14 protein-coding genes and 1 tRNA gene are annotated in these 11,488 nt (G+C 55.0%); 2 read left to right on the forward strand and 13 right to left on the reverse strand.

What is annotated here, in order from left to right; translation table 11 throughout:
- Positions 1-109: 109 nt before the first annotated feature.
- Both ACP5PX_RS06405 and ACP5PX_RS06410 read right to left on the reverse strand, forming a co-directional pair.
- Positions 110-273: transfer RNA gene (locus tag ACP5PX_RS06405), tRNA-Asn, on the reverse strand.
- Positions 274-404: 131 nt separating this feature from the next.
- On the reverse strand, positions 405-1,187 hold the full coding sequence (locus ACP5PX_RS06410; RefSeq protein WP_428085116.1) for a 4-phosphopantoate--beta-alanine ligase: 783 nt from the start codon (positions 1,185-1,187) through the stop codon (positions 405-407).
- A 93-nt stretch (positions 1,188-1,280) separates the two neighbouring features.
- Here ACP5PX_RS06410 and ACP5PX_RS06415 point away from each other — a divergent pair, with 93 nt between their 5' ends.
- Both ACP5PX_RS06415 and tuf read left to right on the forward strand, forming a co-directional pair.
- On the forward strand, positions 1,281-2,111 hold the full coding sequence (locus tag ACP5PX_RS06415) for a hypothetical protein (RefSeq protein ID WP_428085118.1): 831 nt from the start codon (positions 1,281-1,283) through the stop codon (positions 2,109-2,111).
- A gap of 14 nt (positions 2,112-2,125) precedes the next feature.
- The gene (gene tuf / locus ACP5PX_RS06420) at positions 2,126-3,379 is read left to right on the forward strand and encodes a translation elongation factor EF-1 subunit alpha (protein ID WP_428085145.1); all 1,254 of its coding nucleotides are present in this window, start codon (positions 2,126-2,128) and stop codon (positions 3,377-3,379) included.
- 29 nt (positions 3,380-3,408) lie between these two features.
- On the opposite strand, the gene ACP5PX_RS06425 is transcribed toward tuf, so the two are convergent.
- The 11 genes from ACP5PX_RS06425 to ACP5PX_RS06475 all read right to left on the reverse strand — a co-directional run bounded on the left by ACP5PX_RS06425 (position 3,409) and on the right by ACP5PX_RS06475 (position 11,362).
- Entirely contained in the window at positions 3,409-3,708 is a 300-nt protein-coding gene (locus ACP5PX_RS06425; protein WP_428085120.1) for an MTH1187 family thiamine-binding protein, read from the reverse strand.
- Positions 3,709-3,815: 107 nt separating this feature from the next.
- Complete coding sequence (rbr, locus tag ACP5PX_RS06430) at positions 3,816-4,388, reverse strand: rubrerythrin (RefSeq protein WP_428085122.1); 573 nt, start codon at positions 4,386-4,388, stop codon at positions 3,816-3,818.
- A 43-nt stretch (positions 4,389-4,431) separates the two neighbouring features.
- The gene (locus tag ACP5PX_RS06435) at positions 4,432-5,238 is read right to left on the reverse strand and encodes an NAD+ synthase (protein ID WP_428085124.1); all 807 of its coding nucleotides are present in this window, start codon (positions 5,236-5,238) and stop codon (positions 4,432-4,434) included.
- A gap of 8 nt (positions 5,239-5,246) precedes the next feature.
- The gene (gene pheA, locus ACP5PX_RS06440; RefSeq protein ID WP_428085128.1) at positions 5,247-6,068 is read right to left on the reverse strand and encodes a prephenate dehydratase; all 822 of its coding nucleotides are present in this window, start codon (positions 6,066-6,068) and stop codon (positions 5,247-5,249) included.
- Complete coding sequence (locus ACP5PX_RS06445) at positions 6,065-6,919, reverse strand: prephenate dehydrogenase/arogenate dehydrogenase family protein (RefSeq protein ID WP_428085131.1); 855 nt, start codon at positions 6,917-6,919, stop codon at positions 6,065-6,067. Before ACP5PX_RS06445 ends, pheA begins: the two co-directional genes overlap by 4 nt.
- A complete protein-coding gene (gene aroE / locus ACP5PX_RS06450) occupies positions 6,916-7,770 on the reverse strand; it encodes a shikimate dehydrogenase (protein WP_428085133.1) in 855 nt (284 codons plus the stop codon). Before aroE ends, ACP5PX_RS06445 begins: the two co-directional genes overlap by 4 nt.
- Positions 7,771-8,499 carry a type I 3-dehydroquinate dehydratase gene (gene aroD / locus ACP5PX_RS06455; protein WP_428085135.1) on the reverse strand — a complete coding sequence of 243 codons (729 nt, stop codon included), beginning with the start codon at positions 8,497-8,499 and terminating at the stop codon, positions 7,771-7,773.
- Between the two features lie 14 nt (positions 8,500-8,513).
- Positions 8,514-9,635 carry a 3-dehydroquinate synthase II gene (locus tag ACP5PX_RS06460; RefSeq protein ID WP_428085137.1) on the reverse strand — a complete coding sequence of 374 codons (1,122 nt, stop codon included), beginning with the start codon at positions 9,633-9,635 and terminating at the stop codon, positions 8,514-8,516.
- On the reverse strand, positions 9,632-10,432 hold the full coding sequence (locus ACP5PX_RS06465) for a 2-amino-3,7-dideoxy-D-threo-hept-6-ulosonate synthase (protein ID WP_428085139.1): 801 nt from the start codon (positions 10,430-10,432) through the stop codon (positions 9,632-9,634). Before ACP5PX_RS06465 ends, ACP5PX_RS06460 begins: the two co-directional genes overlap by 4 nt.
- Positions 10,433-10,501: 69 nt before the next feature.
- The gene (locus tag ACP5PX_RS06470; protein WP_428085141.1) at positions 10,502-11,011 is read right to left on the reverse strand and encodes an EamA family transporter; all 510 of its coding nucleotides are present in this window, start codon (positions 11,009-11,011) and stop codon (positions 10,502-10,504) included.
- Between the two features lie 45 nt (positions 11,012-11,056).
- Entirely contained in the window at positions 11,057-11,362 is a 306-nt protein-coding gene (locus ACP5PX_RS06475; RefSeq protein WP_428085143.1) for an EamA family transporter, read from the reverse strand.
- Between the last annotated feature and the right edge of the window lie 126 nt (positions 11,363-11,488).

Below are 11,488 nucleotides of genomic sequence, written 5' to 3' on the forward strand. Positions count from 1 at the left end.
ATCGTGGTGCACTTGGTGCACCAATTACTTAAGTTATGCTTTCATTCCAGTGCTGAACTTTTACCTGCGGGAGTACTGTGCTGAGGAAGGTAAGATGGAAATTAAAAAATGGCGCCGGGGAGAGGACTCGAACCTCTGACCGCTCGGTTGCCGTATCCAGACGTGTCGTCAGTTTAATTGAGGTTCGTTCTTCATCCACGTCCAGTTTAACAGCCGAGCACTTTAGGCGAAGCAGCTCACGCTTAACTTCTCTACCTACTGAGCTACCCCGGCTGCCGAGGATAATATCCTAACTTTTTCCATATAAGTTATTTCCGTAAGCACCTTTTGATCGTTGGTTTCACCATCTGAGCTGCCCTGTAATGGGTAAGTTACATCCCGGTGTGGTTCATGGTTTTTATGAACTAGCCATAGAAGGTCTTGGCGATATCTCGGCTAAGTCGCTCAAGGCGTTTGAACATCAATTTTAGCGTGGCGGAAATGTTCGCGTTATTGTCGAAACTTCTGATGATAGCAAGGAGCCTCGCCTCCTTCTTTCCTGACAAATCTCTTGCGTTCGACACCAGCAAAGGGAAAGCACGAACGATATTGTCCACTATCGTGATGTTGGCCGCACGCGCTGTCCTCGAGATAGGATTTAGGTCGACGGCGATTACCTGTTTTCCCAGCCGCCTAAGCGCCTCGGTCCGGTCGCCGTCCTCAAGCGGGACCAGCACCACATCTGCTGCCGCTATACCGCGCTGATCTACTTTTCGCCGGTTGCTGTGGATTTCCTCGATTTTTTGAGAGAACTTTGGCTCCAGCCCATAAACTTCATCTGCCCCATGCTGGCGGAGCCATCTAGCGATAGCCGCCTCCCTTTTTTCGGAAGGGTGAAATAGATTGACCTCAATCTTTGCCCCGGTGACCTTTGAGAGATCCACTACCTCGTTTGGGACGAGCGCCGCCGCATTCCCGTTCACCGAAATCACCGGGTTCTTTGCCAAAAGCATCGCGGCAGCGGCGGCCCTTATCGCCCTTCTGGCCTCGCGCGTGGTCTTCTCCCCTAAAAGATAGTCAAAGGCCTCCCCCCTGCCGTGCGCCGCCAGTCCCTCCTCTACGACCAGACCCCTTTTGAAACCTTCCACAAGCTTTTTTCTTATCCTCAGCGATTCCGCCCGAGGATGGAGGGGAGAGAGTTCTTCCATGAAACTTTCCTCCCAGAGTCAATTTAGTTCCTACCAGCAACACCAAAAAGCTTTTTGAACGAGGAGAGAAGGTCTAAAGCGGTGAGGTTTGATATGCGGTTATACCCACTCGCGATAATACCGCTGGTTCTCTCCCTTGGCGCGATAGTGGTTTCGGCCATAAACCCCGGGCCTCAGTCCTACCTCACCGTAGGCGTTGCTGGTGCCACTTTTTTAGTCTCAGCAGCGATACTCTTCGCTTACTCTCGAAAATCTACCGAGGCCAAACAAATCCCGCTGGAAAATTTCTCCCTCTGGGCCGATGTCGGCGAGCCAGCGGCGGAGCTGAGAAGGCTAGGGTTGGATGAAACCTTCGCTGCTGTCCAGATTGTGGCTACTGATCTAGATTCACTTGCCGCAAACGCCGAACTGCTCCGCGCGCGGACCAGTCTGCTGGTGGGGCGGCCCGGTTTTGAATCCGTTACCGAGGAGAAGATGCACCGGCGAGTGGAAAGTCTCGTGAACGATATCGACAAGATTGCGAGATCCATCAGGGACACAAAGGAGCTAACCAAAGAGGTCATACCTAAAATCGAGGACTGTGCTGCCCAAGCCGACCGAATCGCTGGCAAATTTTTCGAGCTCGAGGAGGGAAAACCAGAGACCGTCTACATTTACCTAGAGCCGCTGAGGAGAGCAGCCGAAAAGCTCTCCCGGGACCTGAGAATGGCGGCGGTTAACATCTCCAAATACTTGCTGTGGCTGGAAAAAGCACCCAGCGAAGTTCCCGCCCCAGCCCCGCCGGCTGCTCCCGCTGTCGAGACCCCTCCCGCGCCGCAGCCGACACCGGCGGCACCGCTGAAACCCGAGCCACAGAATGTCCCAAACCCTGAACTACCCACACAAAACGAAACAGGGCTTCAACCACCTACCGACAACAAATAAAAGGGGCGGTTAATCTGAAGCCGCATTTGAACTTGGTCTTCATCGGTCACGTTGACCACGGCAAGTCAACGCTCATCGGCAGGCTGCTGGTGGAGATGGGGGTCGTCAAGGAGAAGGACCTCTTAGATGAGGCCGGGAGCTTCAAGTTCGCCTGGGTGATGGACCGTGAGAAAGAGGAGCGGGCCCGGGGGGTGACCATCGACATCGCCTATCAGAAAATCGAGACCCAGAAAAACATCATCACGATAATCGATGCTCCCGGCCACCGCGACTTCGTCAAGAACATGATCACGGGAGCGAGCCAAGCCGATGCCGCGGTGCTGGTCGTGGCCGCCGACGATGGGATCATGCCGCAGACGCGCGAGCACGCGGCGCTGGCGTTCACGCTTGGAGTCGGACAAATCATTGTGGCCATTAACAAGATGGATCTCGTCGGCTTTCGCAAGGAGGTTTACGAGGAGATAAAAAACAGCATGATTACACTGCTCAGCAGCATTGGCTACCGAAATGCCTCGGAGCTGCCCTTTATCCCCGTGGCAGCTTTCTACGGTGAGGGAATTACCAAACCCAGCGAAAAGATGCCTTGGTACAAAGGTCCTACCCTGCTCGGAGCGCTGGAGCAGCTAAAGGAACCTGAAAAGCCGATCAAAAAGCCGCTGAGGATTCCAATTCAAGATGTTTTTTCAATTACTGGGGTGGGCACAGTACCCATTGGCCGAGTAGAAACAGGTATCCTAAGAGTCAAAGACATCGTCATTTTTGAACCGTCTGGTAGCAGCGGTGAGGTCCGCAGCATCGAGATGCATCACGAACAAATCCAGCAGGCGGTTCCCGGTGATAACATCGGCTTTAGCGTGAGAGGTGTTTCAAAGGATGAGGTGAGGCGAGGCGACGTAGCCGGACACCTGACTAACCCACCAACTGTCACCAACGAATTCATCGGCAAGGTAGTCATCCTCGCCGTTCCGACCGAAATCTCGCCCGGATTCACGCCGCTCTTCCACTGCCACTCTGCACACGTTCCCGGAACCATCGTCGAGATTCTGCAGAAGATAGATCCAAAAACGGGCTCCGTGGTTGAGGAAAATCCCCGATCGCTGAGAAAGGGCGACGCGGGTTTAATTAAGGTCAAGCTAGCCAAGCCGATGGTAATCGAGCGCGCCAGCGATATTCCGGAGCTTAGCCGGTTTGCCATCAGACATTCGGGGCAGACCATCGCCGCCGGAATGTGCGTTGACCTCGTCGAGCTGAAGAAGGGCACCAGATAGCAGGAGTGGGTTAAAGCGCTGAAAATGGATCACTTTATCTTTTCTCTGACCGCTTCCACTTTTGACTCCATGGTCATCTTCTTGTCACGGCGCTCGTCCAAGTATATCTTGGTCACAATTCTAGAAACGCCCATTTTGAAAACTGCCTCCTGCATCTCCTGGGCCAGCCTTAGCAACTCTCTAGTTTCTCCTTCGACTATTGTACCCATAGCGGTGACTTGATACTTGGCCCCCCTTTTTTCCAGAACCTTCACCGCTGCCGCCACATAATTGCTGACTGAGGTCGCCCCGGTGCCCACGGGGACGATGCTAATTTCCATCAACGCCATGCGAAACACCAGACTAATATTGTCCTTAATGTCAAATAAAATAAATGGCCTGATATCAATCGTCTGAAACGCCGGCCAGCGTCTAAATGCAGATATCGGTTTTCCGGCTAGTAATTTTCACTCAGCAGCTCGTAGTAGGCTTGCGGATGCTTGCAGGCGGGGCAAATCTTCGGAGCCTCTGTTCCCTCGTGGACATAGCCGCAGTTTCGGCACTTCCACTTCACGACCTTGTCCTTGCGGAAAACGGTGCCGTTCTCCAGATTCTCCAGCAGCTTACGGTATCTCCTCTCGTGGTGCTCCTCAACCTCGGCTATCTCCCGAAAGGAGTTGGCTATCTCGATAAAGCCCTCCTCCCGTGCCACCCTTTCAAACTCAGGATAGAGCGCCCCCCACTCCATCCTTTCGCCCTCGGCTGCGGCCAGCAGGTTCTCCTTGGTGGTCCCAATCTTTCCCGCAGGGTACGCCGCCTCGATGGTGACCTCGCCGCCCTGGAGATATTCAAAGAACACCTTGGCGTGCTCCTTCTCGTTGTCCGCGGTCTCCAGAAATATCGCGCTGATCTGCTCGTAGCCTTCCTTTTTGGCGACGCTGGCGAAGTAGGTGTACCTGTTTCTGGCCTGACTTTCCCCGGCAAAGGCCTTCAAGAGGTTCTTCTCCGTTCGACTGCCCTTCAATTTCATCCCATCCACCACCAATAGACTAAAGTCTCTAACTAAAAAACTTTCAGAGGCGCGGTATTTCCGGAGGCCTGAGCTTATGGAGATTTCTGCGCTCCCGTTTAATAACCGATTTCACCTCATCCCGACTCAGGCCAACCGCCTTGGCAATCGTCGCTGGGCCGAGACCAAGGTCCAAGCCGACGAAAATCAGGTCAAGGTTTCTATAGCTAATCCCTAGCTCGGCCTCGTCAGTTTGGCCCCGCCACAACCCCGCGGTGGGCGTCTTGGTTATTATCTGCTCGGGAAGGCCCAGAAAAGAGGCCAGTTCTTTGACCTGTGTCTTGTAAAGTGATCCCAGCGGGGCTAGATCCGAGGCCCCGTCCCCGTACTTGGTGAAGTAGCCCGTCCTAAGCTCGCTACGGTTGCTGCCGCCCACGACCAGCCGGTTCAATAGATTGGAATAGTAGTAAAGAACGGCCATGCGGATTCTCGGCAGGATGTTGGCGGCGGGCAGCCTAGCCTCGGGTTTAAACTCCAGCTGCCCGCGCAACGCCTTCACCGCCGGAGCAATATCGATAACTTTGAAATCTATGCCAAGGTTCTCGGCAACCAGCCGGGCATCGGCTACATCGCTGGGGTCGGAAACCCCGATCTCGGGAAGTGAAATTCCCAGCACCTTTTTAGGACCAAGGGCCCTCGCGCAAAGGGTTGCCGCGACCGAAGAGTCAATCCCGCCGCTGAGCCCAATGACAACGCCATCGGCCCCCGCTTCCGCAACCTTCTTCCGGATGAAAGCCACCAGCCTCCGCTCCACCCTCTGGGGGTTAATTCTCAGCGCCTTAGTGATCAGCGCCAATTTATCCTCGGTCACGCCACCACCTAGAACTTCCTCGGGTAGGAGCCCAGCACCCGCAGCATCGCGGTCTTCTTCTCGACCTCTTTCAGGGCCTCTTTAACCTTTCTGTCCTCCCGGTGTCCCTCCAAGTCGATGAAGAAGAGGTAGTCGCCCAGCGCCTTCTTTGAGGGGCGCGACTCTATCTTGGTGAGATTTATCTTCCTCGTCGCAAACTCGCCCAGAATCTCGTAGAGGATACCGGGTCGATCGTCCGCCGTGTAAAAAACGATGGAGGTCTTGTCCCTACCAGTTCTGGGACCGTCCTCCTTAGCGATAAGCAGGAAGCGGGTGATGTTCTTTTCGCCGCTTTGAATGTTGTCCCTCAGCACCTGCAGGCCGTAAATCCTGGCCAGCATCCGCGGGCCGATGGCGGCGATGTGGGGCTGTCCCAGCTTGCTCACCTGTTCCGCCGACCTAGCCGTGCTGCCCATCTCGACTATCTCCGCCATGGGCAGATATTTTCTCAGGAATTCCCGGCACTGGGCAATTGCCTGCGGGTGTGAAAGAACCTGGGTTATCTGTCCGATCTTGGATCCCTTCACCCCAAGCAGGGCATGCGTTATCGGTAGAACAATTTCTCCCTTTATCCTAACATCGGCCCAGGTGAGCGCATCGAGCGACTCACCCACCGATCCTTCCCTCATGCTCTCCACAGGGATGACGCCGGCATCTACTTCCTGTCGTGCAACTGCCTCAACGACATCCGAAATCGTCGGGTAGAGCACCACCTCGGCCCGTCCCTTGAACTGGGTCCATGCGGCAATTTCCGAATAGGTGCCGCGGGGACCAAGCGCTCCCACTTTCATTGCTTCCCCTCCTCAAATTGCCGGTACAACTCCGCATAGGCGCGCTTAATCTCATTCCTCCCGAACAACGCCTCTGCCCCCGCGACAATATCCTTCAATGCCTTTAAATCCCCCTTAGTAAAGTTGGCGTCCAATGAATGAAAGGCCTCTAACGCTGAACACCTCGCCGGCCCGGCATATTTGTTCTGCTGCTGAATTTCCAGATAAAGTTCCGGTCTCCCCGCCGCGGCCGCCTTCGCCAAGTCCACGAGTGCAGAAAAAATCGGCGTCCGCATCCGCCCTGAAATCTTTCCTCCCAGTGACCGCAGGGTCTGAACATAGCCTAACAACACAAAGTGGGAAAGGCATTGAACCACAGCCATGGTCCTGTCGTGGGATTCGGCATCCATCTCAATAACGCGCGCGCCGCTCCTCTCCAGAAATCTCCTCAACCTCTGATATTTTTCACCCGGCCTGACCGGAATGACCACCACGTCCTTGTTTTTCAGGCGGGAGGCCCCGGGCCCGAACAGGGGATGCATAGACACCAGCTCAACTTCCTGTTTTATTTTCTCCATCGTTTTTACCACCTCAAGTTTGACCGAGGCCACATCAACCAAAAGCGCCCCTTTCTGGGCCTGCTCCGCCGCCCCCAGCAAAACCTTTGGGGTCTTTGAAATCGGGACCGCGATGAACACGATATCCGCACTCGCCACGGCTTTTTTTCCGGGAGCTGCTTCAACCCTCAATTCCGCCGCTAACCTCCTGGCCTTCGAGCGGTTGACATCGGATACCACGACCTCGCCCAGACGCTTACAGAACTTTGCCAGCCGCCTCCCCATCTCGCCGACGCCGATGACCGCTATCCTCATCCGATCACGTCCCCAATTTCACGTCTGGCGGCAGCTTCCATAACCTTGATGGGTGCCCTCCTCCCCGTCCAGATCTCAAGCGCCAAAGCACCTTGCCGCACCAGCATGCCCAACCCGTCGATGGTCATGGCCCCGGCCTTCCCCGCCTCGCGCAGGAGACGCGTCCGCAACGGCTTGTAAACGATATCATAAACGATTAGATTCCTATGCATCATGTCAGCCGTCACCAAGGTTTCATTTACCTTCGGTCGCATGCCCACCGACGTTGCATTTATCAGAACCTCTGCGTCGGCAATGGCCTTCTTAAGCTTGTTGGGGTCCATTGAGATGATTTTCAACTTTTTCCCCAGTTTCTTCTCGATTAGCGCTGCCAGCTCCTCGGCGCGCGCCAGCGTCCGGTTGGCAATGGTCAACTCGGCCCCGGCGCAGAGCAGGGAGAAGGCAATGGCCCGCGCGGCACCTCCGGCGCCGAGAAGCAGCACCTTTCTGCCCCTCACCCGTCCGATCCTTTCCTCAAGATTTCTCAGCGCGCCCTCACCATCCGTGTTAAAGCCCAACAACTTTCCTCGGCTGTTTTTTATCGTGTTGACCGCCCCCGCTAGTGATGCCGACTCATCGAGCCCATCCAAGAACTTCATCACGGCAATTTTGTGAGGTATGGTTACATTGAGCCCCGCAATGCCAATCTTCCTAGCCCCGGTGATGGCAGATTCAAGCAATTTTTGAGGAACCCGGACCGCCACATAAATATAATTTAGCTTCAATGCCCTGAAGGCAGCGTTCATCATCGCTGGGGAAAGGGAACCCTCAACGGGATCTCCGATCAGCATGAAGACCTTCAACTCACCCATCTACACGCCTCCCCGCGGCAGCAGTCTTTGCAGCAGCAGCTTGGTCCCAGCAACATCGAGCTGCCCCGGAGCCGTCGGCCGTCCGACACTGGCGTAGGTAAATGGCGATCCCAGCAGTGGACTAGCAATTCTGGTTATCTTGCCCGCCTCACCCATGGCAAAGGCGATGACTGGAATGGAAATTTTATCCTGGATATCGACCAAGAAATCCAAAATCCTAATCGCATCCGCAGGCTCACGGGCCAGCGTCACCACTTTGATCAAATCACCCCCGGAACTAACCATTTTTTCAGCCATCGTCTTGAGCACCTTAGTCGCTGGTGTTCTCGAAAAATCGTGCCAGGACATTAGCACTGAAACCCCCTCGCGCTTGGCGGCATTCACGACCTCATCACGCAGATCTCTGGGGGTGGAAAATTCAATGTCGATGCAGGGGACCTTATTTTCGATAGCCTCGAGGATTATCCTCACGCGTTCCTTCTCGCTGCCGGCAAAGGCGCCTCCCTCTCTTTTTGGCCGATTGGTGAAAATTAACGGCAAATTGATTTTAAGTATCTTTTGCCATTCCCATCTGTCCCGAAGGCTGTCAATCCTAAGCTCCACAAGCTCGGCCCCCTTTTTCAGTGCCAGTGAAACGGCTCGGCTCATCTCACGAACATCTCTACCCTGTATCACGCCGCAGACCGCAGGAGTCTTGAGAGCGAGCCCACCGAGCTTAAGCTCATTCAAAGACAACACCAAGGCTATTTCTCAACCACGGTCTCCTCGACCTTGACGCCGAAGTGCCTCCCTGTCTTCTCCACATGGATGAGGACCTCGTCTCCGGGCCTCAGCTTGGTCACGGAGATGGGGTTGCCATCCTTGCCGACGAGGTTGATCGTCTCCGCGTTCTGGAGGAGCGTCTTGTAAATCTCACCACCGTGCTCGACCTCAACCAAGAGCAGCGGTCGTCTCTCGATCTTAACCCTGCCCACCGTGGCGACCCTAGTCTCGCCCTTGCAGTTAACCAGAAGGACCTCGTCCCCGGCACTGAGCTCCGACATGTACTTGGTCTTACCTCCCGGTACCCTGACGTAAGAATGTACAGCTCCGGCGTTAACCCGGAAGGGCCTCGGGGCCACAAACTCGCTGGCCAAGGTCTCAGAATGCACCAAAAACATGCCGCTGCTCTGGCTACCCACCAACATGCCTTCCCCCAAAGACATAAGCGAGGTGGTGTCGATGCAAGCTCGATCGCCCATTCCCACCGGACGCGCCGACTTCACTTTTGCCGGGACCAACTCCAGCTTTTCCCTCTCCAGCGACTCGAAAAGCTCACCGACCTTTTTCACCTCCTCGGGTCCCCTCTCCCGCGCATCAAGGAGGACACCGGCCGTGCCCACCTCCAGCGTCTCCACTGCCACCTTGGCCTCGGCGGCATCTTTCACCCCGGCGAGAACCTTGACATCAGAGCGCTGCAGCTCGGCAATCAGGTTTTCCAGAGGGATGATTTTCCAGTCCGGAGTAACAACAATCAGGTAATCCACGGACTTCCCGACCTCCGCGGCAGCTCTTTCCATTTCCTTGCTCGAGACCTCGACCTGAACCGCAACCTTCAGCTGGTCACGCAGGTTTTTCGCGCGCTTCAGCAACTCCTCAACCCTCTCGCCCCTCTCCAACTTAAGGACAGCAATGCTGATTCCAGGTGCAGGTTTCTCGGCGGCCATCAGGATGGTGCCCAGCTTAAGCACCTCCGAGGCCTCTTCCGCTTTAATCAGGACCGCATCGGCCCCGTTATCTATGGCCGCCCGCACGAAGGGCTTCTTGGTCTCCCACGCCTCATCCCAGTCCGCCCTGACCCAGAGAAGTCTGCGCAAGAAGTTCACCGCTTAAGCTCACGCATCGCTTGCTCAACCGTGGCCCCTTCATGAACGATGCGTGCTAATGCCCGGGTCATCGCGGTCGGGTTCTTGTGCTGGAAGATGTTACGACCAATAGAAACTCCGATGGCACCGGCGCTCATCGCCTCCGCCGCCAGCTTTAAGACGTCCAAATCCGTCGACATCTTCGGGCCACCGGCAATCACGACGGGTACCGGACATCCCTTGACCACCTTGCTGAAGGACTTGACATCGCCGGTGTAAACAGTCTTCACGATATCGGCACCGAGCTCGGCACCCACCCGGGCCGCATGGGCAACCAATACCGGGTCATGCTGATCCTTGACCTTGGGGCCGCGCGGGTACATCATCGCGAATAGAGGCATACCCCAAGCCTCGCAGGACTCCGCCACCTCGCCCAAGTGCTGCAGCTGCTCCGGCTCGTTAGGCGCGCCCACGTTGATATGGACCGAGACCCCATCGGCGCCCAGTGCAATCGCCTCCTCCACGGTGGCGACCGGCACCTTGCAGTTGGGATCCGGACCGATCGAGGTACTGCCGGAAAGATGGATGATCAAGCCCAGGTCCCTTCCGTAACCTCGATGACCGGCACGAACGATCCCCTTGTGCAGCACCACGGCGTTGGCGCCACCATCAGCCACCTTGTTCACGATTGCTGCCATGTTCTCCAACCCAGAGATGGGGCCCATGGACAGCCCGTGATCCATCGGGACAATCACCGTCCGCTTGGTCTTGCGGTCAATTATCCGCTCCAGCCTGATGCGCTTACCGGCTTCGGACAATTCTTACACCTCCTTTTGAGATATGCCGCGCTTGGATTAAAAACGTGTAGGGGAGCGTTCCGCGGAGCACTAAAATGAAAGAAGAACCAAGCCTAGTAAAAATGAAACAATACCGATCTTTTGGTTGGCCTCGACGGTCTCCTTGAAAAATATCTTGGCCAGAGCGATGGTAACAATCGGTGAAAAGGCGGTGATCGGCGCCACGATGGCGGTGTATTCCGAGTTCACCCCTAAACCATAACCCAAGAAGGCTAGAAATTCTAACAGGCCTATTGTGACCACAAACGGTGCCGCGCTTTTCGGAAAGGAGATTTTCTGCCTCACTGCCCGGGAGTAAAACAGAAGGAGGGGAAGTGAAAATGATTTGATGAAGAAAATCGGCAGAAACCAGCCTAGTTCGGAAACTAGATAATCCACAATGGCATACTGAACGCCAAAGGCAAATAGCGCGAAGAGCGCATAATCGACCCCCGCGGCTAGGCTCTTCAACCGCAAGCCCCGCAGGTCACGCCATTTGAAGGATACCAATACCACGGCGCAAATCACAAGGGCCACTCCGGCCAGTTGGGTCCCGGTCAAGCCTTCGTTTAAAAAGATCAGGCATAGAATCACGGTGAGAACCACCTAAGACGCCGAAACCGGCGTCACCACGGACACCTTCCCCGCCTGTAGGCTCTTGTAGAGGGCCAAGTATGCGGTGATGTGAAGAAAACTGCAGACCAAAATTGCCACCAGCGTGAACACTGAAATTGGTGGCAATTCAAAGAAAAACACGGAAAATAGAAAATAAAACAATAAACTGATTAATTCCCCCCACATAAACGCCCTGAACACGCTGATGCTCCTGACGACTTTTACCACCAAAAAATCTGCAAACCCCCAACCAAACATGGCAAGGAGCCCAAAAATGATGCCAATCGGTAAACTCATAACACAATTTTTGTAAGGTAACTACTTAAGCTATTCCGAAAAAAATCTCGCCACCATGTGCATTGTTGCACAAAAAACGCGAAATCTCCTGCGCAAGCTCCGGTTTGGCTCATCGAGCCAATTCTT

It is taken from the genome of Hadarchaeum sp. (SeqCode) (assembly GCF_049969415.1).
GTDB lineage: Archaea > Hadarchaeota > Hadarchaeia > Hadarchaeales > Hadarchaeaceae > Hadarchaeum.